Below are 25,350 nucleotides of genomic sequence, written 5' to 3' on the forward strand. Positions count from 1 at the left end.
CTACTCCTCAATTATCCTAAAAGCTGTCTTGGGGATTAAAATCTCAAACCGGGCCCCTTCACCTGCTTTTCCTGCTGTTTCACGTGTACCTATACATTCACGCCATCCTGCAAATCCTTTTGATCCGCAGGATTTCAGGGCCGGATTCGGGGACCTGCTAATGATATAATCAGGAGGAATAAAAAAAGAAATAGCAGCCACTATCAACAGAATCGCCACCAGCACTGCAACGTGGATCCTGTAGTCTTTATTAGCCCTGTGTGACATGCAAAAGGCCCTCAAAAGTATAAGAATATCCAAAGCCGCCAGATGTTTTCTTATACCGATGATAGAATGAAGGAAACTATTTGATATATTCCTTTTGATTGTTCGCATATGAGATAATTCGAAAATTAAAAGGCAAATCGAAGCATCTGGATCATTATGCAGGAGTCAAAAGAGCCTTCGATAGAGATCGCATCTGTTGGTATCGGCGATATCGGAATTGAGAGCACCACACTCAATGTAACACTTTCGGTTCACAATCCCATGCCCATCGGGGGTACCCTGAAATCAGTTAAGTTCAGCGTCTTTTTACTGAAAGAAAATAATGAATCCTTTTTGGGAGACGGTGAAAAAGATAACGTCAGGATCGAAGGAGGTGGGGTAACCCGGGCGGAGATCCCCGTAAAGCTGAAAAACGCTGCAGTTATTTCAGCCGCAGGCGGACTGATAGGGGGGGATCTTGATATTGTTGTCAGGGGTACCGCCGCAGTCGACCTGAAGATCGCCGCACCGGAGATCCCCTTTGAAAAAAAAGTTAAGATTAACGGTTTTCTGAAAGGATAAAAAAGATCTTTTAGAATATCCCCTTTCCGTTGCCGGGTATTTTTCCCTCACTTCTTCTTATCCCGGTACAGGACTTTTATGAGCGTTGCAAGGCCCAGGACGAAGGCGATCAGGTAGATTATAACCGTAAGAGCTATGAGATAATCGGAATATTCAAAGTCTGCGGAGAACATCACAATCGAGGCTCCGATGACGAGTGCCGAGGATACGAGTCCCATAAGGATCTTGTCGGACGCTCTCTCTATCGTGCTGCTCAGGTTCTCGACATCCTTTGCAACTATATCAACCTGAATATTTCCCTTTGCCATCCTGTCGAGTGTCCTGTTGATAATCTTCGGAAGCTTCATTATGCTCTCTGCACTCTCCAAAAGAGTGTGGGAGGTCTTTTGGAAGCTTGACCTTGAAAGATACCTTGCCTCCAGGATCTCCCTCAGGTAAGGCCTGGCCTCGCCATAGAAGTTGAACTTCGGATTCAGCTCCGTTCCTATTGAAAGCACCATTACGATTACCTTCAGCAACGACATCAGGGTTCCCGGGATCTGAATCTTGTATACGTTCATGATCCTCGGAATCGATTCGAGAGCAGAACCTGCATCAACACTTTCAAGCTCCATGCCCTCGACATCGAAGAGGGCATAATAGAGCTGGTCCTTTATATCGTCCTCATTATCCTCGGTGATATTAACGCCGAGCTTCTGAAAGGTCTCGACTATCAGGTTGACATCGGTATCTACGATCGCCAGAAGGAGTTTAATAAACAGGTCACGCCTCTCAGGCCTGATTATCGCAATAGCCCCCAGATCAAGGAATGCTAGCTCGCCCGAGGGGGTTACCTTCAGGTTTCCGGGGTGCGGATCGAGATGGAAGAATCCGTCCTCGAAGATCATCTTAAGGTATGCCGTGAAACCGAGAGAGGCAAAATCCGTCGGGTCATAGCCCATAAACCTGATCCCGTCCACATCGTCGACCCTTATACCGTCGATGAACTCCATCATCAGGCATTCGGGGCCGGAATATTTCCAGAAGATCTTAGGAAACTTTATTCTTTCCCTGCCGGCAAAATTACGCCGGAATATATCGGCGTTTTTCCCTTCGGATACAAAATTCAGCTCCTTTTTGATCATCTTCGAGAAATCGTCGACCATTGCGGAGAGGTTGTAGGCCCTGACTGCAGGATTGACCCTTTCATACCTCTTGGCCATACTTTCGATTATCAGGGTGTCGGTCTCTATTGTCTCTTTTATATTGGGGCGCTGCACCTTTACAGCGACAATTGTCCCGTCCTTGAGAATGCCGCGATGCACCTGGCCGATCGAAGCCGCGGCAAGAGGGGTCTCATCAAAAAATTCAAATGTCTCTTCAATCGGTCCGCAGTACCTCTCAATTGTCGGCCGGAGCTCTTCAAACGGAACGGGGCCGACATGGTCGTGAAGCTTCTTGAACTCCCTTACAAGCTCCGGAGGAAGGGATTCGGTTCTCGATGCAATCATCTGACCGAATTTTACAAATGTTGGACCAAGCTCCTCGAGAGCGAGACGCATCCTCTCGTATACCGACCTTTCATCCGGCTTTGTCTTCTTATCAAAGAATTTTCGCTTTGTGGCATCGGGATCGATCTCATCCAAAAATATTCCGAAGCCATATTTGATCCCGACGTCGACAATCTGGCCGTACCTTCTAAGACGGGTAACCATGAATGAATTAACGAATTAATAATACAAAAATTATACGTAAATGATATGGTATTTTCAGAAAAAATAAGCTTATTTTTTATTTTTCAGGGAATATTTTTATCTGCGCCGGAAACTTCTGCCGGCCGTACCGATTAAGAGCGCCGAAAATATCGAAACGACGGCAAGAACCGGTGAAACGGGTGATTGTGTCGCTGTCGCGGCAGTGGTTGTCTCCACCGTCATCTTGGTCCCCGTAGGTCCGGCCGATTCCTGTGAAGTCGGCTTCGCGGTGATTTGCGGTGTTTCGACAGGTTCGTAAAGGGTGATGTATTTCTGAAGTGCATTTCCTTCAGATACCGCTTCTATCGTAAAGATATATGTTCCCGGCTCCATTCCTTCTGTGTCGATATCTACGCTCCAAAGGTTATACGGCATGCCGTATTCGACAGTGCTCTTTCCTGCCATCTCCGTGGTATATGCAGTCCCCCCTGACTGCTTGGATGAAGGTATATCCCCGGAAACAGGTGAAAATGTATACACCAGCTGCTCTCCCTGAGCGATATTTGTCGTTCCTTCAAGTTCGATTATCGATCCAGCCTGCCAGGCTTCAGTTTCATCTGCCCTTAACCAGGGCTCTTCGAGGAAGAAGGTCGTTACCGTATATGTATCGTCGATATTCTGCGAATCCAGCAGATTCATAAGGGCATAAGCCGCTGCCGAACCCTGCAGTTTCCCCTGCCCTTCGATCACGAAGCTGCCTCCTGCTGTCGAAACCGCGCTTGTCTGGCCCGATGAAGGCCATCCTTCCCTGACCGTTACATCGAATACACCGTTGTACATCGGGTGCTGTATAATCACAAAGTACTGTCCTGAAGACAGGGAGCCTGTCAACCCGCTGCCTATCTCGTAGGTATATGAACCGTCGGATTCCGTATTTACATTCTCTGAAGACCAGTAGTTCTGACCGAATATCCAGGCCGTAAGGCCCGTCGATTGTGAACCCGGCGCTTCACCCCTTATATATACCGGGTCACCGGAGGCGTAGAATTTCATATCGTCGCCCGACGCCGCAAGGGCAAATCCCGGAACCGCCAATAGCAATATTATAATTCCTGCCGGAAGAATGGCTGAAGCTCTCATATATTTTCTATCCTATTCTAACTGAGTTCATACCTGATAAAAGATTTATGTGCATTACCTGAAAGCACTATTTCATGAAATGTTTTGAGACGCGGACGATACTATTGCAGTAATCTCCCCTTCCGGGCTTTTTATTATAGAATTATGCCATAATACGGGTATTTCCCCGCCACCGGATGTAACAATGACGCCTTCCTCGCTCTGCGGGGGGCTGATCTCCCCCGCAATAATTCTCGAATACTGTTTTCTCAGGTGATCCCTTCTCCCGGCAGGAATGACTGTTTCAAACCAGTTTTTTCCGATTATCTGGTCTTCAGTGACCCCAAGCATCCTGCACCCGTAGCGGTTGATACGGGTCAGGCGGCCCTGCCTGTCAACTACGGCAATCATGACACCAGCGAGATCAAGATAGCTCTGTGCCTGGTCCCTCTGTGCAATAATCTCCTCTTCGGCCCTTTTTTCTTCTGTAATATCCTCAAGTAGGGTCAGGATATACTCCAGTCTGTTGTCCATCCCGAAGATCGGAACTTTGCGGGATTTGATTATCCTCTCGTTCTTGCCCGAAATCTTCAGCCTCAGTTCTGACATTGATACGGGTGCACCCGTGGATGCAACCTCCCTATCCCCCGAAATAAGGTACTCCACGAACTTGTCGGGAAAGAGCTCCCACCCCATCTTTCCTGTGGCAGAAGCACTATTTATACCGAAGAACTCCTCAGTTTCCCTGTTGAAGAAGATATAAGTGCCTTTCTTTACCTCTTTTACAAGAACCATCGCAGGAATATTCATGACGACCGAATTCAGGAAGGATTTCCATTTGAAAAGCCCGCGGTATGCCTTTTCCCTCTCTGTCACATCTCTTGATACAAGCCTGTAGCCCGTTCCGATTCCGAACTCATCATAACGCCTGCAGAGGCTTGATTCGAGAATGATTTTATGGCCGTTGCTGTGCAGAACCGAGCAGTTGAAAATTTCCGGACCGCCGCCATTATTTCGGCATTCACGGATGCAGCTGTCTAGGGCCGACTTCCCCTCTTCGTTAAGAATTTCGTAAATTGGTTTATCTATAAGCTCCGAAGGCTGGAATCCGAGTATTTCCGTAGTTCTGGGGCTTACATATGTGAACCTTGCGTTGTCGTCAAGATCCCATATCGCATCGTTGATCTCCTCAACAAGCGACCTGTAGTTTCTCTCACTTGATATTAACGCTTCTTCAGCCTTTTTTCTCTTTGTGATGTCCTCAAGCGTGATGGTCACACCGGGGGTGGAATCGTTTAAAACAGTCGGAATCAGCCGGATTTTAAAGTGCTTCTCTTCGTCCACTTTCATTATCCGTATCTCGTCGGTGCTCTCCTCTCCTTCAAGCGCGGCCATAATCCTCTCGTTTATCACCGGGTGATCGAAGCCTACAAGAGGCGAGTTCCTGAGCTCTTTTCCGATTATATCCTCTCTTTTTATGTCAAGGAATTCGCAAAACGAATCGTTTACCTGGGCAACGGCCAGATCCCTGTCTATTACCGCGACCATATCGGAAGAAAAGTTGATCATGGCCGAAATCGGAGCACGCTGGGATATAAAGAACACCTTTGCCTTCCCGTATGTCTTCATATCAACCTGGCCCGATATCCGGAGCATGTCGAGGTATCTTGAAACGGTATTCCTGTTTACCGATATATGCGCGGCGATATCGGTAACGGAAAGCCCACGGGGATTCTCCTTTAGAATTTCAATAACTCTTGATAATTCTTCAGCGTAGGAATCCATATCTACCATTATCATTTTTTTGAGCCATTACTTATTGATTTCGACATTGCTAAACATATGGCTTGCCACATTGCAATAGATAATGCAAAGCATTAGAAGATATGTTTATATACTATTTCCAACAACCTATTATATGCAATCCAATAGTAATTTTTCCTGTTGGACAACCTCTACAACACACACGCGGGAACCACCAGCATATCAAGCAACCAGTTCCATAACTCATGAACACAAATCCTCCAAATGCCCAAATTTGCATAAGCAAAATAAATCGCAACCATAGCGATATACCTCTCAAACCGGGTTCCCGCAATCACCATGAAACACACGTACACCCCGCATGAATAACATCGGGGTTTCATTTCACCAACAACCCCCAAACTCCTTTTTTTAGATTATTAACTGTCAATAACTTCAAATTTAGAGTGAAACAATCCTAAATCAGAGTCACAGGATTATCTTAGAAAAAAAGATTATTCAGATCCTTTCCGGAAAACCAGATATACTGCGGCAAAGACAAATGCCGCAAAGGCAGGAATGAGATCGAAGCCCGAAGCCCCTTTGGATTTGTCATCCACGCCATATTTAGCTAAAACGCTTGTGTTTCCGTCATAACTGATGCCTCCAACCAGAAAATCGCCGTGGGATGTTGCCGTAAAACCGTTCAGTGCGACATCATCCAGCCCCTTTTCCCAGATTACGTTGCCTGAAAGATCGGTTCTGATGATCTTATATTCATCATCTTCAGCCAACTCTTCAAATTTTATTCCGGTCAGATAATATCCGTTATCGCCTGCATTTTCAATATGGTAGACATATGATACGGATTTGTTATAATCGGCAACACCAGTAACTTCCCCGTCGGCATTCGTGAATATAACAGACGGAACATCCACTGTTGAATTGTCTTCACCAGCCAGTGCCTGAAACCGTGCTGCTGCATAACCTCCTGAATCAACGGGGGTGGCTGACAGGAGCATCCCCGACGCATTTCCCGAATACTGCCTTGCCCAGATCTTCCCGCCGTCTGCATCGGTCTTCATAAGAAATCCGTTATAGTCCGATACCACAAATATGGGATTGATATATCCTGCGATTATGAATCCGCCGTCAGGATCATTCTGTACAGACCTCAGGATATACTGCCCGCCGCCGTCAGGATCACCCAAGGTCCTGTTCCAGGCCTCCGTTCCGTCCGAAGCGACCTTTGTCAGAAACCCCTGGAAATAAGTTCCGGCCATAACACCGGAACCGTCAGGTACGGCGTCGACCGAAGAGACCTTCCCTACAGGCTGGTGGAACTCCCATTCGAATACGGCATCATCTGTTGCCTTAATAAGATTCTCACCGTCAGCAAAGAGCATCAGGCCGCCAGCCGGCGATTCCTTGACCATTTTTATGCTTCCGTTTTCATCACTCCCCTGAATATACTTCTTCCACAGCGTGTTGCCTTCTGAATCGAGCTTCATTACAAGTCTTCCTTCAGGACCGGCGCCTGCTGCATAGTATCCCCCGTCCGCGGATTCGCATACCGACAATATTTCGATCTCTTCGACCGGATACTCCTTCATCCACTCGAGCTGAGGCCCGTCTCCACCGGCAGCGGCCGAGGACGCCTGCACAAAAAGAACAAATGCAAGAACAATTATTCCGCCAAAGAGGATTTTCCCCGAATAATGGTTCATATACCTACCTATTAAATCCCTTATCAGATTTAGTAATTACTGGATCGGATGCCTGCGTCCTGATCCTCCGGTCTGTGAAGGGACAGTATCGCGTAAAATATTATGTAGGAATGCCATAGATTAGCGTACTATGATAAAGGTTGCCGTAAACGGATTCGGGACCATCGGCAAGAGGGTCGCAGATGCCGTCTCCGCACAGACCGATATGGAGATCATCGGAGTATCCAAGACCAGACCGAGCCATGAGGCAATGATTGCACAAAAACGCGGGTACCCGCTTTATATTGCAGATATCTCAAAGAAGGAAAGTTTCGAGAAGGCCGGGATGAAGGTGGCGGGAACCGTCGAGGAGATGGTCCGGGCCGCAGATATCATCGTCGATGCAACCCCCGGCGGAGTAGGGGCCGGAAACAAGGCGATGTATGAGAAATACGGCAAAATGGCAATATGGCAGGGAGGAGAGGAGCATGAGGTCGCCGGATATTCCTTCAACTCTTCCTGCAACTTTGCGGACGCAAGAGGGCGGCAGTTTGCAAGGGTCGTATCATGCAACACTACCGGGCTGTGCCGCATAATCAAACTTGCGGATACCGCATTCGGCGTTAAAAAGGTCAGGGCTACGATGGTGAGGCGCGGAGCAGATCCCGGTGATGCAAAACGCGGGCCCGTGGATGCGATTGTCTTAAACCCCGTAACCATTCCGTCCCATCACGGCCCAGACGTCCAGACAGTTCTGCCCGAGATCGACATCGTGACGACCGCACTTGTCGTTCCGACGACATTCATGCATATGCACATCATACAGATGGATCTTAAAGAGACAGGAGACCGGGGGAAGTTCCTTAAAATGATTGCTGACCACCCGAGGATCGGCCTTGTAAAGGGATACACGGGAATAAAGAGCACCGCAGAACTAAGGGAGTACGCATCCGATCTCGGAAGGCCCAGATCAGACCTCTGGGAGTCGTGCGTCTTCGAAGATTCAGTGTCCATAGTAGACGGAAAGGAGCTCTATCTCTTCCAGGCGATTCACCAGGAGGCCGATGTCGTCGTAGAGAACGTGGACTGCATAAGGGCTATGACAGGTGGGGCCTCAACGGCCGAAGAGTCGGTCGCGATGACAAACCGTGCTCTCGGTTTTGAGACGATATAATCTTTTTTTGAAAAAAATAGAATTTGATTCAGGCCTTCACATCGGCATAATTGTCAGCCGGATAGGTGGTAAATCCATAATCCTCAAAGACTGAAAGACCCTTCTCAGATGAGACGTATTCGACGAAATCTTCGGCCTCGTCAGGACTCTCCGAGAATGTCATAACGCCGATCGGGACAATCTTCACGATGTTCTGGTTGTTCGGTATGTATATGATCTCAAGGTCGTCCGAATCACCAAGGTCCTCCCATATTATCGAGCCGTCGACAGTTCCGAGAGATGTCTGCAGCACGATCTCGTTCACTGTTGCCGCACGTGTCACCACATTCGGGTAGATCGTTTCATTCAGACCGTTCTTCTCAATTATCTTGTTGGATAACTTTCCGATTGCACATGCAGACGCATCACCGAGCTCGACTTTAACTCCCTCGTTTCCGAGATCTGCAAGGCAGGTGATTCCCGCAGGGTTGCCTTTCGGCACTGCAATCACAGGGACATGATACACTACGAGTTTCTCGGTATCGTTGACGATGAACCCCCTGCCCATCGCGGTGTTGAAATCCGCCGTCGATCCGGGCATGTATACGTCACCCTTTTCAGTAAGCTCCATCTGCGAGAGAAGAGTTCCCGATCCGCCAAAATTATAGTTGACTACAATACCTGTCTCTGCAGTGAACCGGGATGCAATCTCTTCCATCGGTTCGCTCATTCCTGCTCCGCAGTAGACCAGAATCTCACTGGTATTTCCTGCCTGACCGGATCCGCTGCCGTTATCCCCCTGACCTGTACATCCTGAAAAGACAGCAAACAAAACCAGCAGGATGAAAGAAATGATAAAAATCTGTTTCTTCATGGTAACAATATTAAAAAGATTGATAAATAGTATTTGCCATTTTGCCCCATAGATTAATGATATTGAGTTAACATGTTCCAGGCGCCGGGAAGGGTATCGACTTCACGATCACCGTCCCGAAAGGCAGCTGCAGGTTTATTGGGAATAGTCGCTGAAACGGTTTCATACTCCTCTTGCAAGGTTTCTCTTCTGTATCACCTTCGCACCGCCGATAAACAGCAGTATCACCGCCAGCATCACGAGCACGTCCATCCAAACCGGGTATACCCCGTCGCCGTTCAGGGAAGAATGAAAGAGATCGACTATGTAAGTCAGCGGGGAAAATGAAGTCAGTATATAGCTCCATCCCCCGAGCTGGCTTAGGGGAATGAAGATCCCGGAGATGAATATTATCGGGAGACGGACAAGGCTCGACAGCATCATTATATTGGAGGGATTGTTCGTCGCCGGGGACGACAGCAATGTCCCGAGGGCTGCGAATGCTATCGATCCGAGTATAATCGCGAGCAGCATAACACCGGCGTTTGCGATATTGAGAGGGAGAATCATTGCCGAGATGCAGAACACCACTATAGTAATTGCGGTCCCGAATACGGCTCCGGCAAGCACGTCGCCGATTATTATGCTTTCAAGGATTACCGGGAGGGAGACGAGGCGTTCGTATGTTTTCTCTCTCTTCTCCCACGGAGTTATAAGCGGACCGACTGATGATGCGGTGAAGAATAGCATCATGCCTAGGAAGCCGGGATAGAACAGGACGAGGTCCAGGTCCCTACCTATAAAGAAGGTGAAGAACATGATCAGGGGGAAGAGCAGGCCGAAGATCATCACAGGCCCCTTGAAGTAATATATCCGCATGTTCTTCTCCATTACGGCCAGGATGCTCCGTGCAAAGGTTTTCCAGTCCATAATCAGGCCTCCTCAGTAAGTTTCACAAACGCCTCTTCGAGCGTCGGATTCGATGTTGCAATAGAGATAATGGAGAGATGTTCCCGCTCTGCCATCGATGCGACATGCTTGACGGCAAGATCGGGGTCGTCCGAGTATATCCGCCACTTGTCCCCCCACTGCTCGGCACGGGTGATGCCCGTGGCTGCAAAGTACGATTCCGCGACCGTTTTGTTGAAGGAGACCTCCACGTATCTCGAAGTATCGAAGGTTTTCTTGAGCTTCTCGGGGCTTCCAGTCGCAACAATCCTTCCTTTGTTTATTATGCCGATGTCGCTGCAGAGCATGTTCGCCTCCTCGATATTGTGGGTTGTAAGGAGGATGGTGCTGCCTTCCGAATTCATCCGGCGGATGGTGTCGATGACGAGCCTCCTGCTGTATACGTCCAGTCCTGTCGTCGGCTCGTCGAGAATAAGAAGAGGCGGTGAATGGACGATTGCGCAGGCGATACTTATTCTCTGCCGCATTCCCTTCGAAAACATACGCACGAGATCGTTTCGCCTTTCTGTTAACCCCAGCCATTCAAGGATCTCCCCGGCACGCTTTTCGCGGAGCTCCTTGTCCATCCCGTAGAACTTTCCGGTGATGAGTATATTCTCCTCTGCGGTGAGATCGCTGTATACGGTCCCGTTCTCGGGAATCACACCCATCTTAAGCTTTGCAGCAAGCGGATCGCTGTGGACATCGTTTCCGAATATCCTTGCAGAGCCGGAATCCGGGATCAGGACTCCGGTCATCATCCGGATTGTCGTGGTCTTTCCTGCCCCGTTCGGGCCGAGGAACCCGAATATTCCTCCTTCCGGGATTGACAGGCTGACCCCGTCAACTGCGGTTACGGGCCCGAAAGACTTCCTGAGATCTTCAGTTTCGACTGCATTCATGCGTATTTTTCCAAATTATTCATTATTTTAATGATTAATGAGATTTCTGCTTTGTCTCCGGCTCTTATCCGGATTATAATGATTAGGTTGCCCACCCAGCCTTCCGGCTGGCATGAATCATAACAGAGTCCTCTGGGCGATGATGAATGTCATGATGTTTCCTGATATATGGTTGAGAGAATCCGGAAATATTACTATAGTACGAGATCTGTGGGCTTCATCACAGCCGCCCGTAATATCTGTTTATCCTAAAACTGAAACCGAATTAGATTTTGCAGTAAAAAGGCTACACCCCGGTCCTGACGGCGATCATCTCGATCTCGATCAGTGCCCCGCGTGGAAGTTTCCCTGCCTCTATTACGCACCTCGCCGGCGGATTTTCACCAAAATAACTGCCATATATCGAATTTATGGCATCCCAGTACCCGAGGTCGGCCACGTATATGTGGGTGGAGACGACATCGGAGAAGGCGAGGTTTGCGGAGGAGAGAACGGCATTAAGGTTCTCCATCACCTGCATCGTCTGGTTTTCAATTCCCGTGACGAGGTCTCCGGTGGCCGGATCGATCCCGATCTGGCCGGATGTAAAAACCAGAGACCCGGCCCCTGTAGCCTGGCTGTAAGGTCCGATCGGTTCCGGGGCTTCATTCGTATAATAATGCCCGGGCCCGCCAGGCGATCCGGCCGGCACGAGAGCCACATATATGCAGAATCCGGCGATAATTCCGCACAAAAAGATAACAACCGCTATCAGGACTTTTTTTGTTTCCATAATCCGTTTCACCCAATATTAACTTTGCATGATTCCGGATTTCTTTGAGTAGAAGATATAAGTTGCTATTTTTGATCCGGAGGGATTGTCCAGGGAAAGATACATGAACATGAAGTGACAATTCCCCTCACAGGTGAATTGCCCATGCGGCTGATAATTGCCGGACTTAGTATTGTAGTGGCCTTAGTGCTGATATTTTTCACCCTTTTAATCATTGAAGGGCCTGTTCCGGTCCTGGTGAACAATTCCGGAACGGCAGGATTTATCTCCCTTCCTACGGGATTTAAAGCGGAAATTTTTGCAGATAATGTTCCGGGGGCACGCTCCCTTGCCACTGGAGACCAGGGAACAATATTTGTCGGAACCCGGGACGAGGGAATGGTTTACGCACTTAAGGATACTAACGGCGACGGCTATTCCGATGAGCAGTGGACTATTGCAGAAGGGCTCTTTATGCCGAACGGGGTTGCATTCAGGAACGGATCGCTCTACGTGGCTGAAGTCGACAGAATACTCCGTTATGACGATATTGAAGACAGGCGCGACAATCCGCCGGAGCCTGTGACTGTGTTCTCCGATCTCCCGTTAGAGACAAGCCACGGCTGGAAATTCATCAGGTTCGGCCCGGACGGGATGCTGTATATACCGGTCGGCATGCCCTGCAACATCTGCAATACTACAGAGAGTATTTACGGGACAATTGCTCGCATCAACCCAGACTGGACCGGTTTTGAGATCTATGCCACAGGGATCAGGAACACTGTCGGATTCGACTGGGACCCCGAAACGGGCGATCTCTGGTTCACCGACAACGGAAGGGACTGGCTTGGGGATGATCTTCCTCCGGACGAGCTGAATCGTGCACCGGAGCCGGGCATGGATTTCGGGTTCCCCTATTATTATGGCGACAATATTGAGAACCCCGAGTATGCAGGGGAGGACAATCCGGCCGGCAGCACACCCCCGGTTGTCGAGCTTCCCGCCCATGTCGCTCCCCTGGGCATGCGGTTCTATACGGGATCGATGTTTCCGGAAGAATACAACAATACAATATTCATAGCCGAACACGGCTCCTGGAACAGGGAGACGCCGATCGGATACCAGATCGTAACTGTCAGGCAGGGAGATGAAAACCCGGAGGCTGTTTCCTTCGCTACCGGTTTCCTGGACTCCTCAGGGGAGGTAAAGGGAAGGCCGGTTGACGTCGAAGTCCTCCCCGACGGCTCTATGCTTGTCTCGGACGATTATGCAGGAAAGATCTACAGGATTTCTTATGATGAAACGGGATGAGTTCGTTTATATTCAGAATCCGGCAACTAAATATCTATTATTTTTTTGTTTCTGATTAAGCCTTATTATCATTATCTATCAATTTGTTACATTTTGATAGATTTTGTAAATGCGGTTTAATAATGAAGAAAAATTGATCACTTAATTTTTATTCTTTGAAGTCTCTCCTGCATCAAAAGGGGTTCTTTCAAGATTTTTTACAAGTTTTCTTGTTGAAAACCAGATTGAAAGATGGTAATTATAAAAATCAGAAACAAAATATTGACCGGGATCTGTATCCTTATCCATCAGGACTTCAGGAAGTGTAATTCTGGACGAATCTTTTTTAGAGGCGTGATTGCAGTGAAATTGGCCTATAAATAATTTTTTAGGAAAGATTGCTTCATCATCTTCAAGAAGGTCACTGTATCTTAATATCGAAATATTTTCTGATTTACGATGAAAAATACCATTTGAAATCGGCTTCCATTTAAATGCGGTTCCACCACACCACCCATGCCCAAATATCCAGATATATTTAGCACATTCATTTACCAAGACAGTCTTCATATCTTCAGGATTATAACAATGGTATATCTTAAAAGGGTAATTTTTGGCTTTAAAGGTCTTAATCAGGTTGTCAAAACCAACAACCACATCCCCGTTTCCCACAGAATACGCGATAATAAAAGCATCATGGATTGTTTTGGAACTGTCAAGATCTACGGGGAATTGCTGATTTTTCGTTAAATATTGCTGATCTTTTGATTCCATATAGACAAAATAATGAAAAATTAATATAAAACTCGAAGTAAAGTATGAAATCCAGAACAATAATTGAACTATAAAATTTGGACTTGATTTATACCATAAAATAGTTAAAACACATATAATTGATAAAGCAGCAACAATAAACAAAATAAAAAGTGACCATGTCCTTTGAAGAACAATATTTTCGTTTGTATTAAAGATTTTAATCATGTTTTAGCCATTTACAGATTTTTTCTTCTGAAACCTGATCGCCTTAGGCATCAGTTTGGAAGCCATGATTCATTGCCCTTATTGTGTCTGGTATAAATTGGATAATAATGTGTATCTGATTTCATCACACTTTTTATTTGCTAATTCGGTGTTGAAAAAAACCTCTGCTCACCACTATTGCGATGAAGGAGAGATTCATTTCGCTGTTGCATAATTGATAATCATGTATCAAAATCTATCAATATGTTACATTTTGATAGAATCTATAAAGAAGAGTTTCTTCCCCTAAATACTAATTTAGTAAAAAATAGTATTTCGTTAGTATTTACAAAAGGCCGTGGTCTTTGAAGCATTCGGTGTAATTTTTGTCCGTTCCCTTGATGTGGCCTGCGACCCATCCGCTCAGAAACTTCATGACGTCGATCGAAAGGCCGAGCTTTCCCGAAGAAAAAGCGTTCTGGAAATCCGCGACCTTCCCGACGAATGCGTCATGCTCTTCCCTGTGCTTTTCGAAGTCCGGGTAGCCGAACCTCTCCATGTACTTCTCCTCGGTCTTGAAGTGATACTGGGTGTAGTCCGCAAGTTCTCCGAGGGTCTTCTCCAGGGTATCCTTCCCCTGCCCGGATCTCATTCCGTCATGGAGGGCGTTTATCTGCGATACGAGTTTCTTGTGCTGTTCGTCGATCTCCTTAATTCCGACAGAGAGATTCTCTGACCATTCCATATATGCCATAACATATTGTTCGTATGAGTACTAATTAAATTTTATCAAGGTACTGCAAAACTGATCGAACAATCGTGAATCTCAGGGAAAAAAGGGAAAGATCCGTCTATGCACGGATAAGGTAGATTATCATCGCCCTTGCATTATCGCCGTCATCGAGATAGATGAGTTCAATCTCGTCTGCGGAGATCACGTTTGCGACCGTGAAGCCTTCATCGTGATCGGCAAAGTAGATCGTCTTTCCGTCGTAGGAGATCGCACCCGAGAAGTTCTCGCGGTTTAAAGTCCCGTTGTATTCCATTTCCTTGTAACCGGTGAAAGTTCTCTCTTCCTGGTCCGTGACCGTCATAGTCCATGATGTCGCGGTGGTGTTGAAATCTCTCTTCGCACTGTGGGCTGCGAGATCCCCGCTCCAGACCCATGTCCCGACAAGATCAGGGATCGTGATCTCTTCCGTCGACGGGACAGTGACTCCGGATGACGGTGACTCTGTACCTGTGCAGCCCGCCGAAAGAAATACTGCTGCAATAACAATAACAAGCAAAACCGGAAAATTTCTGCCAAAACTCATAAGTAAATGCGTTTTATTGAACATTTGAAGATTGCCATTTGAAATTCGGGCTGTTTTTACGTCTTTTCCTCCGGCATAATGTATAAAATCGATACGGGATGATTTTATTCACGTGACAAAAGAGCAGAAGATCGCATCCCTCTTCGCGATGGACGACGAGACCTGGGAAAGGCATTCGAACCCGTGGAGCGTATGGACCAGGAACACGGTCCTGCCCGTACTCATCGTCGCGTTCTGGAGCAGGGTCTGGCTCGGGTGGTTGGCGATAGTCCCGGTCGCAGCCGCGATCTTATGGATGTGGGTAAACCCAAGGCTCTTCAAAAAACCCGAATCAACAGACAACTGGGCTTCAAAATCCGTCCTCGGGGAGAGAATCTGGCTCAACAGAAAGACCGTGCCTGTACCTGAACGCCACCGCCGGGCGCCAAACATTCTCTCGGCCGTATCAGGCGTAGGGTTTCTGTTCGTGATATATGGCGTCTATTTCCTTGAGATCTGGCCGGTTCTCTTCGGGTCGGCCCTCGTATACCTCGGAAAGCTCTGGTTCCTCGACAGGATGGTCTGGCTGTACGAGGATACAAAAGAGGATTAAAAACCGCTGGCGTAGTACCAGTCGCCTTCTTTCCTGATATTCACCGGGACATCGAAGAGGCCGCCGATGATATCGTCCTTCAGGATCTCCTCCTTGGGGCCATCCGAAAAGAATCTCCCGTCCTTCATCAGTACGACCCTCGATATCTCGGGGATTATATCGTGAAGGTTATGGGTCACCATGATGATGTTCGTCCCCGAGGCCGCAATCTTTCGTATCGCCGACCTGAAATGGTGGAGGGCATGCAGATCGAGGCCCGTCGTCGGCTCGTCGAGTATAAGCGCCTTCGGGTCGTGTACCAGTGCACGCCCGATCAGGAATCTCCTCGCCTCGCCTGTCGACATCCTCGTCATCTGGCGGTCGGCAAGGTGCTCTATCTCCAGGAATTCAAGTATTTCACAGGCCTTCTCCCTCATCTCCGGCGTAATCTCGTGCATGAACAGCCCGATGCTCGAGAAGAATCCCGAAAGGATCACGTCCCGCCCGGTTGTCTCCCGGTTGTACCTGGACTGGAGCTCGGGCGAGACGATCCCAAGCATGGTCCTGAGCGTTCCCACGTGCCAGATCTCGTTGCCCATGATCCTGAACCTGAGGCCGTCGCACAGGACGGGATAGTTCTCGCGGGTAATCGCCCGGATCAGCGTCGACTTTCCCGAGCCGTTCGGACCGAGAATCGCGATATTTTCCCCTGATTCCACCCTCAGGGACAGCGAGTGGAGTATTTCCTTTCTTTCCCTGATTATTGTGACATTCGCGAAGTCGAGAAGCGGAGGTGCAACGGTCTGCGTATCCATCGCATTATTATTGTCCTTCATGCAGATACCGGTTGCTGATGCCGGCCGGGCCAATACCATTTTGTCCGGCTCCGCCGATACTATCGTATATGGAGCTCTCAAAGGCGGAGCGGATGATGCTCGGAATCGCCATCGGAGACGCACTCGGCAGAGAGTACGAGAATATACCCCGGAAGGAGATCACGATAGAAAAAGTCCCGGAGGGGTATGCAAAAGGAACCGGGATCTATACCGACGATACCCAGATGTCGATCGCAGTTGCGGAGGCCATGATCTCCGGAAAGCCCTTTGAAGCCGAAACTCTTGCCCTGAAGTTTACCGAGGCGTACAGGCGTGACAGGAGGGAAGGTTATTCGCGTGAAACACTCTCGATGCTCGAAAACTCCAGTACAGGGGAAGAGTTCATTGCCTCGATGACCCGGAAGGAGAAAGCCGCGAGAAGATCGGACGGGGCTGCAATGAGAGCGGTCCCGATCGGCCTTTTCCCCGGTACCGGGGATGTCATCAGAAACGCGATAATAAACTCGGAGATCTCCCATGCACACCAGCACGCAATTTCGGCTTCCGTCGCAATCGCACTTGCATCGCACTACTTCTACTACGACAGAGGCCCCCGGAAGAACATTATTGAATATATTATGTTACATATGGAACATAAATGGCCCAATATATGCAGCTACCTGAAGACCGTCAACGAACTGGAAGGGTTCGATCACGAAACTATACTCGGTGAATATGCAGACTACGGGCCGCCATACACCGATGCAAAGCCTGTTCTCGGTGCGGTCCTCTTCATAATTAAAATGCACTCAGACAATCCCCTCGAGGCAATACAGGAGACACTCTCGCTCGGCGGAGACGCCGATACCACTCTCAGTATGGTTCTGGGGATAATAATGACGGATCACCCGGCAGGCACACTGCCTGAAAAACTCGTCAGGGATCTTGAAAACGGAAAATTCGGCAGGGATTACCTGCTCAAACTTGGAAAAGAGCTTGACAGGAGATTTCCGGCCGGTGTAAATTAATCTTCTGCGATCCTCTGCATCTCGTCCTTAACTTTTTGGACGCCACTGCTTCCCTCCGTATACGAGGAAAGGATCAGCCCGAACAGCCCTTCGGTCTTCTCCACGAACTTAAGCTGCCTCCTCATCTCTACATAATCGTCGTCGAGTACCCCTTTCATCGAGAGATAGCCCTCCGAGTAGAAGAAATATGCCGGCACCTTCAGGTTCTCCCTGATAGTCATATCCCCGAAATTCCCGAGATAATCCAAAAATTCCCTTGTCACGGGTTCGTCAAGCAGCAGTTCGTCCTTTGTCGAGCCGTCCGAACAGACGACGTGTTTCCTTGATAACTTAATCTTCATATTGTGCAATCTCCAAAATGGCTTTAACGGTCTTTTCACATTCTTCCACAGTATTCATGCAGGAAAGGCTCAGGCGGACTGCCCCCCTGCCCCCGTCGATCGAATTATGGACCAGCGGCGAGCAGTGCAGCCCCGACCTCGATACGATCGAATAGACGTTCGAGAGCATGAACCCGGTATCCTCGCAGTCGATCCCGTCGATATTGAACAAAACGATCGGGAGGGCGGGATCTTTATTGTATACCTTCACCCTGTCGCACCCGGATATGCCACCGATGATCATATCCGTCATCTCAAGCGACTTTCTCCGGATCTCACCGGGGCCACTCCGGTTTATGAAATCCAGGCCCGCGTAGAGGGAGGCGATCCCGGGATAGTTATGGGTCCCCGCTTCGAATTTTTCTGGAGGAACATCGCCCATATATACATTCGATGAGTCAGCACCCGTTCCTCCCTGCCGGACAGGCGCCAGCTTTTCAGGCGAACGGATAACGAGGCCGCCGATCCCAGCGATACCGAAGAGATATTTATGGCCGGTGAACGCCAAAGCGTCAGCGTGGATCTTTTCAAAATCCACGGTTACAAGACCGGCCGTCTGGGCGGCATCAATGACGAAGAAGATATCCTCAGTCGAGAGTATCCTCCCGATGCTTTCAAGATCCTGCACGGTTCCGAGGACATTGCTCCCGTGATTAAATACGGCCATTCCGGTATCCGGCCGGACGGCTTCGGCAACCATTTCAGGATCGATGATCCCGTCCTTCGAGGGTATTATCGAGAGGTCGATCTTTCCCGCCCTCCTCAGGGTGAAAAGTGGGCGAAGAACCGAGTTGTGCTCGAGATCGGACGTAATGACATGCATCCTCCCTCCGGCTTCGAGAACCCGCCCGTGGATTGCCATGTTCAGTGAATCGGTGGCGTTCTGGGTGAATATAACATTTTCAGGCCGTCCCGAAGAGAAGAAGTCCGCAACCCGCTTCCTTGTTTCATAAGGATAATCGGTCTGCTCCTTCATCGTCGTCCTGCCGGGCTCGTACACCGGCATGGATATGCACTCCATGACAGCATCCTTTACGCAGTCCGGCTTCGGCCATGTGGTCGCAGCGTTGTTGAGGTATATCATTTCATCGTCCACGGGATTCACCTGAAAAGTTCCGGCGTCTCTGTTAATATATTTGAGTGTCAAATCTTTTTATTAGATTCTTGTAGTTTGTAAATCATATTTTTATCATACAGGAGCCGGAAAATATGGAAAATACCGATATAGACTGGAATTCGGAATGGAAACTCCGCATGGAGAGAAACGAGGCGCAAAAAGGTTCGGGGTGCTCTTCGTACTGGGACACACGCGAGAGCGCACTGAAGTTCTACGAGTCTTCGTTTGAAGACGGCGGAGAGAGGGTGAACTGGATCGTCGGCAATATACCGTACACCCCGGACTCGATAATACTCGACGTCGGAGCAGGCCCCGGGACGATTGCAATTCCCCTCGCGGGAAAGGCTGCCGCTGTTACCGCAGTCGAACCATCTCCCGCGATGGCCGGAGTACTGAGGGAAAAGATCGCAGAGAACGGGATTGAAAACATCACGGTGGTTGAAAAGCCCTGGGAGGATGTAGACCCCGAATCCGACCTTAATCCCCCGTACGATATCGTCTTCGCCTCTTTTTCACTCGGAATGCACGACCTATGGGAGGCCGTCGATAAGATGAACTCCGTCTGCCGGGGCAGGGTGCTCCTATTCCACTTCGCAGGCGGAAACTCCTGGGAGCCGATGATGCGTGAGCTCTGGCCGGTTATGCACGGGGAGGAGTTTCACCCCGGGCCTAAGGCGGATGTCATATTCAACCTCCTTTACAGCAAAGGGATCTATCCCGATATCGTCTCGGCACCGCACAGCTACAGGCTGGATTATAAATCAATCGAAGATGCGGTCGATGAATTCGCAAAACGCCTCAACGCCGAGACCGAAGAGCACTACGAGATCCTGAGAAGATATTTCGGCGAAAAACTGGAAAAAGACCCGGAAACCGGGGAGTATTTCATGAATATGAGATCCCGCAAGATGTGCATCAGCTGGGAATCTCCGGAAAAATAAAAATTTTTTCCCTGATCTTTTTTCAGGGCAGGTATTTCACAAAAGAACGGTTGGTTATATCGTAATCCGAATCCCTGTAGAACATCATATAGTACTCTTTCCTCTCCCTCTCGAGATCGAAAGAGAAGATATCGGGATGCAGGATGTTTGCAAGATGCATAAGCCCCAGGATCCATCTAGGGCTGCCGAAGTCCCACCCCGGAACCATATTGAATATACGCCCGTTACTGACTGCGCCTGCATCCAGCCCCTCGCGTATGCAGAAGTCCATGTAATCGCTTGCCGGAGAGGAGAAAAGTCCTGAAACAATGACATAATCAGGATTGAGACACTCGAACTCCTCCTTCGAAAGCGTTACACCCGGCTTTCCCTTCCTGGTGATCCTCCTGTTGAGGCTCCTTCCACCGGCGCACTCGACGAGACTGTTCTCAAACCTCGTCGAGATAAGCCCGAACAGGGGAGTGCCCATCGAATAGTATACATTAGGCCTCTTTGAAACAGGTAAATTTCCGGCTTTTTCTGTCACTTTTCGGCTCTTCGCCTCGAGATAACAGACAAGATCCTCTCCTTCGTCGATCTTCCCGGTTCTCCTGGAGAGATCCCTGATCATCTCGTAGTACGTCTCGAACGAGGCCAGTTTCTCATGAACATAGGCGAGGTAGTTCTCTTTGATAAGGTCCTTCCAGAGCCAGTCGAGCTTTATACCGTCCCTGACATCGAGGCACTCCAGAATAGCAAGCACCATCTCGAACCCCCTCGTCGGCCGGTATCCGCCCATCATTCCCTCCTCGTGGAAGACTCCCTCCCTGAACTCTCCCTTCAGTGGGAGGACATAGCCGCATGTACATCTTCCGCCCGGACTGAACCATTTTGTTTTTGAGCCCATTGGACCGTAAAATTCCCTCTCCGCGATCAGCGATCCGCATTTTGGGCAGTATGTATTCAGCATCGGCGTCCCGGGCGAATTGAAAAGATACACGTGGTCGAGAATATCCTTCAGCCCGTTGCAGAGCAGTTCGGAACTGCTTACCGGAGGCTCGAGATCTATCGCAGCATCCCCGAACGGGACGAACCTCATGATCTGCAGGGGTATATCGGACGAAATCCCGGAGATCCCTTCTGCCGTCCCGACCACTTCGTTCTCCATCCCCTTAAGATGCATCACAGACGCCTCGACATGCACGCCTGCATCATGGAATAACTTCAGGTTCCTGAAAACAGGTTCGGATGACATTACCCCGCAGTCGCGGTACCTTGCGTCAGATGCACCCTTGAACCCGATATTGATAAAATCAATTGTATTGGAGAGGAAATGCGCCGCACTCTTTGTAAAATAGCAGTTTGAAGAGATTCCGGTAAAAAGGCCCTCCTTTGCCGCTTCCTCCGCAACACCCATTACCGTATAATAGGATACGAGCGGCTCGTTGAGGCAGAAGGCGATTCCCTCGCAGCCTTCGTCAATCGCCTTTGAAACCACCTTTTCGGGTGGGACTCTCTTCAGCGCACCTGACACGGATCTCGGGTTAGAAGTGAATATCCCCGATATGCAGCCCCTGCACGAGAAGTTGCAGCCTACGGAGGAGACCTGCAGAACTTTTGCCCCCGGAATGTAGTGCAGAATCGGAATAGTCTCCATGGAAATCGGCATCATCGCCATATACGAGTTCCCGTGGATCTCGGCTATTCCTTTCCCGAGACATGTATACATGCCGCACCGGCCCACACCACCTTCCGGTATATCACAGCCGATCTCGCACACAGGGCATTTCATGATGCCTCTACCTTCTTTTCAATAATTATCCAGAGCCCTGTTTCGTCATCGATGCACCGGAAGCTGCAGTCTTTCAGCTTCGAAGCATTGTCCAGAAACGTCTGCTTCATATCGGAAGACATATTCCTCCTGTACTTCTTCTCCCAATCCGGATCTCTGCGGATCATCTCCTCTACGATGCTGTCCCTCAGCTCCGCATTGCCGAAACCGCCCCCAATATAGGATCTTCCCCCCGGTTTCAGGATCCTTCCAATCTCGGAGAACGCCCTTTCATAATCCTCCCAGAAGAATGCCGAGCCCCTGCTGACGACAAGGTCGGCAATTCCGGATTCAAGCGGGATCTTCTCTACAGGACCTTTTAAAACGGTTATTCTCTCTGAAAGCCCCGCATTTTCAATATTTTTCTCCGCGATCTCGTTCGATGCGGGCGAGTGATCCAGTGCATAGATCCTGAAACCGGGATATGCTGCCATGGCGATAGCCAGGGAAGCCGGACCGCTTCCGAGGTCGACACAGACTCCTTCACTGATACCGGTCTCTTCCACCGCATTCCCGGCAATTACCGGATATATCGGCTTAAAGAGCGTCTTTGCAATTCTGTCCATCCCCCCGGCGGCGTTTTTCTCATCAGCTTCCCTAATAATTTCTACCACGACCAGATACCGAGCATATAAAATATAGTTTACATAATGTCTTTGTTGAAGATGCATAATTAACTAAACGGTTGGACTCGACGACGCCCCGGATATTTTTAATCCGAAAACCCGGCAAGGCATATATTGGAAAATATCCATTATCCTCTTATGAAAAAGATCATCACCAGTCTTCTGTGCATCTTTCTTCTTGTCAGCGGTGCATCTGCCTACCTGATCAATTTTGAGGCGCCTTCGACAATCGAATCCGGCACTACACTGTACGTTTCAGGAACAAGCACGCTTCCCGAAGGATTTTCAACTGTCATGGAGTTCTACAAAAAAGCCCCCGTAGGCAACAACAAGGTTGCGACCGTCCCTCTTACAATCCAGGAGGGAGGAAACTGGTATCTTGAGATTGATACTTCAGGATGGACTGACGGGGACTACACCATGAGCATTCCGGCAAACTCCCAGTACTCCTACGGGGGTTCTTCAGACACGCTGAAAACATTCACTGTAACAGGAAACCCTGCTACAAAGATCATCACAGCTACGCCCACAGAAACAACGGCTGAAGAAGCCACCGAAACCATAGAGACCGAATCGACACCGGTGCAGACACAATCACCGCTCCCGGCATGGATCTGTATTGCGGGGGTGCTCGTATCATTGCTCATCCTGAGAAAGAAAGGTCTGACTTTTTAAATAATAATTACAAATTTTAGCTATTCATACAAACAAAGGATTTTTTGCGATTATGCAGGTTAAAGAATATTATTTTTTTATAGTGAAGTGTTAATTAATCCTATCCAGCCACCAATCCCGGATATAGCTTGCCATAAGGCGTAATTATATAAACTGTGAGGATATATTGGACTTCAGAGCCATCGTTACACCGGTGGAAAAATGGAGGCCAGAAGGATGGATGTATACAATAATACTCCGGTCTACAGGAAATCGGGAGATGCCAGTCATTACCTCTGGTACGGTATATTCATCCTGTGGGGCCTCTTCATGATGGACGTGATCACGACAGAAGTGATCCTTTCTTTCGGCGGATACGAGATGAACTCACTGATGAAAATGGTTGTCAGTTCGGTACCATTGCATGCCGCCCTTAAGATGGCCGTCCTCTCGCTTATTGCAGTCGTTGCATATGTCTCCAACAGGATAACGAAAAGGTCCGGGACGGTCGCAGTCACAGTAATTATAATCTGGTACACCTTTGTAATCGTCCACAACGTAACCCAGATGCTCCTGATAATTCCTTAACTCCGGTAATCGACCAAAATCACTCTTTTTTATATCCACGTTATCCCCGCTGCCGGGAACTGTCGGCAAACATTTTTCATACAGGAGGTCAATCCGGTATCATAATGCCGGAAAAAACCTTCAGCCTGTCTGCACATATTTTCACGAGAGACCTGAGAATAGACGATAATCCCCCCCTTTTATCCGCACTTGCCAGCTCAGAAAGTGTCATAACATTTTTTGCAGCCGAAAAAAATCTCGCCACGGAAAATCCTGCACTATGTGAGAACAGGCTCGCGTTTCTGTCCGAGTCCCTCTCCGATCTATCGGGCGCGATTGCAGAAAAAGGAGGGGAGATCCGGTTTTACGATGAAGGTGCTTTGAAACTTGCAGAAAAATTATGCAGAACCGGTGTTGAAGCGGTTTATATGACACGGGACTACACCCCTTATGCAATAAAAAGAGAGAATTCTTTGAAGAAAACATGCAACGATGCCGGCTGCAGTTTTTTTCCCGTGCCGGGAGCTCTCCTCAACGAACCCGAAGACGTAAGGAAGAGCGACGGTGAACCGTATAAGGTATTTACGCCGTTCTACAGGAATGCCTCCCTCATTCCGGTACACGAGCCTGAGACCTGCACCTTTCAGAACTTTTCGCGGGAGGAGCTCTTTGACGGAGCATCCCACGATATTCCCTTTGGAAAATCCGGAACGGAGGAGGCTAAAAACAGGGCCTTCTCAGGGGGGAGATCGGAAGGGCTGAGGCTCCTCGGGGAGACAGGAAGACTGAAAAATTATGAAGATGAGAGAGATTTCCCAGCCAAAGCATGCACCTCCATGCTCTCTGCCCACCTGAGGTTCGGAACTGTATCAGTGAGGGAGATCTGCCGCAGGATATCCGATACCCTGGGCCCCGGGCACGGGCTTATCAGGCAGTTGTATTGGAGGGACTTCTTCACCCATATCGCCTATCACTACCCTCATGTATTCAAAGGGCCGTTTCAAAAGAGGTTTGAATCGCTACACTGGACCGACAGCAAAGAGCTCTTTGATAAGTGGTGCAAAGGTATGACCGGGTTCCCGATTATTGATGCCGGAATGAGAGAGCTGAATGATACAGGATACATGCACAACCGCGAAAGGTTGGCTGCCGCCTCATTCCTCGTGAAGGACCTGCACATCGACTGGAGATCCGGGGAGAGGTACTTTGCGTCTAAGCTTACCGATTATGACCCTTCCGTAAACAACGGCAACTGGCAATGGTCGGCCTCAACAGGATGCGATGCACAGCCCTATTTCAGGATCTTCAACCCATGGCTGCAGCAGAAGAAGTTCGATCCCGACTGCATATACATAAGGAGATGGGTACCTGAACTTTCTGATCTTGAGCCCAAAGAGATACATAACCTTGACAAAACAGGATCCGTTCCGCCCGCCGGCTACCCGAATCCCATAGTGGATCATAAAAACGAGGCCCGGGCTGCGAAGATCATTTATTCAGGGGCGGCCGGAAAAACCTCGGACTCAGCAGAACCTGCAATAAAACATCGTTGACGCAACGACTACGGATATGGCGACGAAGAACAGGACACTTCCCAGG

26 protein-coding genes are annotated in these 25,350 nt (G+C 48.9%); 9 read left to right on the forward strand and 17 right to left on the reverse strand.

All coding sequences use genetic code 11. The features are described from left to right. On the reverse strand, positions 1 to 375 hold the full coding sequence (locus MPET_RS13995; RefSeq protein WP_048130884.1) for a hypothetical protein: 375 nt from the start codon (positions 373 to 375) through the stop codon (positions 1 to 3). Between the two features lie 48 nt (positions 376 to 423). Here MPET_RS13995 and MPET_RS14000 point away from each other — a divergent pair, with 48 nt between their 5' ends. Beyond that, positions 424 to 828 (forward strand): NDR1/HIN1-like protein, encoded by a 405-nt coding sequence (locus MPET_RS14000; protein ID WP_013330690.1) that lies wholly within the window; start codon positions 424 to 426, stop codon positions 826 to 828. A 47-nt stretch (positions 829 to 875) separates the two neighbouring features. Here the strand turns inward: MPET_RS14000 and MPET_RS14005 are convergent, their stop codons facing one another. The 4 genes from MPET_RS14005 to MPET_RS14020 form a co-directional block, all read right to left on the reverse strand. Further along, the gene (locus MPET_RS14005) at positions 876 to 2,522 is read right to left on the reverse strand and encodes an ABC1 kinase family protein (RefSeq protein WP_013330691.1); all 1,647 of its coding nucleotides are present in this window, start codon (positions 2,520 to 2,522) and stop codon (positions 876 to 878) included. A 96-nt stretch (positions 2,523 to 2,618) separates the two neighbouring features. After that, entirely contained in the window at positions 2,619 to 3,641 is a 1,023-nt protein-coding gene (locus MPET_RS14010; RefSeq protein ID WP_013330692.1) for a hypothetical protein, read from the reverse strand. 72 nt (positions 3,642 to 3,713) lie between these two features. Further along, positions 3,714 to 5,414 carry a PAS domain S-box protein gene (locus MPET_RS14015; protein ID WP_225353825.1) on the reverse strand — a complete coding sequence of 567 codons (1,701 nt, stop codon included), beginning with the start codon at positions 5,412 to 5,414 and terminating at the stop codon, positions 3,714 to 3,716. 464 nt (positions 5,415 to 5,878) lie between these two features. After that, positions 5,879 to 7,090 (reverse strand): PQQ-binding-like beta-propeller repeat protein, encoded by a 1,212-nt coding sequence (locus MPET_RS14020; protein WP_013330694.1) that lies wholly within the window; start codon positions 7,088 to 7,090, stop codon positions 5,879 to 5,881. 130 nt (positions 7,091 to 7,220) lie between these two features. On the opposite strand from MPET_RS14020, the gene MPET_RS14025 reads away from it, so the two are divergent. After that, positions 7,221 to 8,243, forward strand: a complete 1,023-nt coding sequence (locus tag MPET_RS14025; RefSeq protein ID WP_013330695.1) for a type II glyceraldehyde-3-phosphate dehydrogenase — start codon at positions 7,221 to 7,223, stop codon at positions 8,241 to 8,243. A gap of 28 nt (positions 8,244 to 8,271) precedes the next feature. On the opposite strand, the gene modA is transcribed toward MPET_RS14025, so the two are convergent. From modA to MPET_RS14045, 4 genes are all read right to left on the reverse strand, one after another. Continuing rightward, positions 8,272 to 9,096, reverse strand: a complete 825-nt coding sequence (gene modA, locus MPET_RS14030; protein WP_013330696.1) for a molybdate ABC transporter substrate-binding protein — start codon at positions 9,094 to 9,096, stop codon at positions 8,272 to 8,274. A gap of 162 nt (positions 9,097 to 9,258) precedes the next feature. Next, positions 9,259 to 10,005 carry an ABC transporter permease gene (locus MPET_RS14035; RefSeq protein ID WP_013330697.1) on the reverse strand — a complete coding sequence of 249 codons (747 nt, stop codon included), beginning with the start codon at positions 10,003 to 10,005 and terminating at the stop codon, positions 9,259 to 9,261. Between the two features lie 2 nt (positions 10,006 to 10,007). After that, positions 10,008 to 10,925: a daunorubicin resistance protein DrrA family ABC transporter ATP-binding protein gene (locus MPET_RS14040; RefSeq protein ID WP_013330698.1), complete on the reverse strand. Its 918-nt coding sequence runs from the start codon at positions 10,923 to 10,925 to the stop codon at positions 10,008 to 10,010. Positions 10,926 to 11,211: 286 nt separating this feature from the next. After that, positions 11,212 to 11,697: a Rid family detoxifying hydrolase gene (locus MPET_RS14045; RefSeq protein WP_013330699.1), complete on the reverse strand. Its 486-nt coding sequence runs from the start codon at positions 11,695 to 11,697 to the stop codon at positions 11,212 to 11,214. A gap of 144 nt (positions 11,698 to 11,841) precedes the next feature. Between MPET_RS14045 and MPET_RS14050 the strand changes: the two genes are divergently transcribed. Beyond that, positions 11,842 to 12,987, forward strand: a complete 1,146-nt coding sequence (locus MPET_RS14050) for a PQQ-dependent sugar dehydrogenase (protein ID WP_013330700.1) — start codon at positions 11,842 to 11,844, stop codon at positions 12,985 to 12,987. Between the two features lie 141 nt (positions 12,988 to 13,128). Here the strand turns inward: MPET_RS14050 and MPET_RS14055 are convergent, their stop codons facing one another. The 3 genes from MPET_RS14055 to MPET_RS14065 all read right to left on the reverse strand — a co-directional run bounded on the left by MPET_RS14055 (position 13,129) and on the right by MPET_RS14065 (position 15,215). Then, positions 13,129 to 13,740, reverse strand: a complete 612-nt coding sequence (locus MPET_RS14055; protein WP_013330701.1) for a hypothetical protein — start codon at positions 13,738 to 13,740, stop codon at positions 13,129 to 13,131. A gap of 532 nt (positions 13,741 to 14,272) precedes the next feature. After that, entirely contained in the window at positions 14,273 to 14,680 is a 408-nt protein-coding gene (locus MPET_RS14060; protein WP_013330702.1) for a bacteriohemerythrin, read from the reverse strand. Between the two features lie 97 nt (positions 14,681 to 14,777). After that, the gene (locus tag MPET_RS14065; protein ID WP_048130887.1) at positions 14,778 to 15,215 is read right to left on the reverse strand and encodes a hypothetical protein; all 438 of its coding nucleotides are present in this window, start codon (positions 15,213 to 15,215) and stop codon (positions 14,778 to 14,780) included. A gap of 139 nt (positions 15,216 to 15,354) precedes the next feature. Here MPET_RS14065 and MPET_RS14070 point away from each other — a divergent pair, with 139 nt between their 5' ends. Beyond that, positions 15,355 to 15,834: a DUF6653 family protein gene (locus tag MPET_RS14070; protein WP_013330704.1), complete on the forward strand. Its 480-nt coding sequence runs from the start codon at positions 15,355 to 15,357 to the stop codon at positions 15,832 to 15,834. Here the strand turns inward: MPET_RS14070 and MPET_RS14075 are convergent. Continuing rightward, entirely contained in the window at positions 15,831 to 16,688 is an 858-nt protein-coding gene (locus tag MPET_RS14075; protein WP_013330705.1) for an ABC transporter ATP-binding protein, read from the reverse strand. The genes MPET_RS14070 and MPET_RS14075 overlap by 4 nt on opposite strands. Positions 16,689 to 16,717: 29 nt before the next feature. Between MPET_RS14075 and MPET_RS14080 the strand changes: the two genes are divergently transcribed. Continuing rightward, a complete protein-coding gene (locus tag MPET_RS14080; RefSeq protein WP_048130888.1) occupies positions 16,718 to 17,656 on the forward strand; it encodes an ADP-ribosylglycohydrolase family protein in 939 nt (312 codons plus the stop codon). On the opposite strand, the gene MPET_RS14085 is transcribed toward MPET_RS14080, so the two are convergent. Together MPET_RS14085 and MPET_RS14090 are read right to left on the reverse strand one after the other, a co-directional pair. Beyond that, positions 17,653 to 17,997 carry a hypothetical protein gene (locus MPET_RS14085; RefSeq protein WP_013330707.1) on the reverse strand — a complete coding sequence of 115 codons (345 nt, stop codon included), beginning with the start codon at positions 17,995 to 17,997 and terminating at the stop codon, positions 17,653 to 17,655. The genes MPET_RS14080 and MPET_RS14085 overlap by 4 nt on opposite strands. Then, positions 17,987 to 19,132: an aminotransferase class V-fold PLP-dependent enzyme gene (locus tag MPET_RS14090; protein WP_225353826.1), complete on the reverse strand. Its 1,146-nt coding sequence runs from the start codon at positions 19,130 to 19,132 to the stop codon at positions 17,987 to 17,989. The genes MPET_RS14085 and MPET_RS14090 overlap by 11 nt, the downstream gene beginning before the upstream one ends. Positions 19,133 to 19,245: 113 nt before the next feature. Between MPET_RS14090 and MPET_RS14095 the strand changes: the two genes are divergently transcribed. Then, positions 19,246 to 20,094, forward strand: coding sequence for a class I SAM-dependent methyltransferase (locus MPET_RS14095; RefSeq protein WP_013330709.1), 849 nt, complete (start codon positions 19,246 to 19,248; stop codon positions 20,092 to 20,094). Positions 20,095 to 20,116: 22 nt separating this feature from the next. Here MPET_RS14095 and MPET_RS14100 read toward each other — a convergent pair whose 3' ends face one another. Beyond that, a complete protein-coding gene (locus MPET_RS14100; protein WP_013330710.1) occupies positions 20,117 to 21,865 on the reverse strand; it encodes a radical SAM protein in 1,749 nt (582 codons plus the stop codon). Further along, positions 21,862 to 22,518 carry a class I SAM-dependent methyltransferase gene (locus MPET_RS14105; RefSeq protein WP_225353827.1) on the reverse strand — a complete coding sequence of 219 codons (657 nt, stop codon included), beginning with the start codon at positions 22,516 to 22,518 and terminating at the stop codon, positions 21,862 to 21,864. Before MPET_RS14105 ends, MPET_RS14100 begins: the two co-directional genes overlap by 4 nt. 150 nt (positions 22,519 to 22,668) lie before the next feature. On the opposite strand from MPET_RS14105, the gene MPET_RS14110 reads away from it, so the two are divergent. The 3 genes from MPET_RS14110 (at position 22,669) to MPET_RS14120 (ending at position 25,304) form a co-directional block, all read left to right on the forward strand. Next, complete coding sequence (locus MPET_RS14110) at positions 22,669 to 23,205, forward strand: hypothetical protein (RefSeq protein WP_013330712.1); 537 nt, start codon at positions 22,669 to 22,671, stop codon at positions 23,203 to 23,205. A 201-nt stretch (positions 23,206 to 23,406) separates the two neighbouring features. Continuing rightward, positions 23,407 to 23,772 (forward strand): DUF5658 family protein, encoded by a 366-nt coding sequence (locus MPET_RS14115; protein ID WP_052297271.1) that lies wholly within the window; start codon positions 23,407 to 23,409, stop codon positions 23,770 to 23,772. A gap of 104 nt (positions 23,773 to 23,876) precedes the next feature. Then, positions 23,877 to 25,304, forward strand: a complete 1,428-nt coding sequence (locus tag MPET_RS14120) for a cryptochrome/photolyase family protein (protein WP_013330714.1) — start codon at positions 23,877 to 23,879, stop codon at positions 25,302 to 25,304. Positions 25,305 to 25,350: the final 46 nt, after the last annotated feature.

Source organism: Methanolacinia petrolearia DSM 11571, from assembly GCF_000147875.1.
GTDB lineage: Archaea > Halobacteriota > Methanomicrobia > Methanomicrobiales > Methanomicrobiaceae > Methanolacinia > Methanolacinia petrolearia.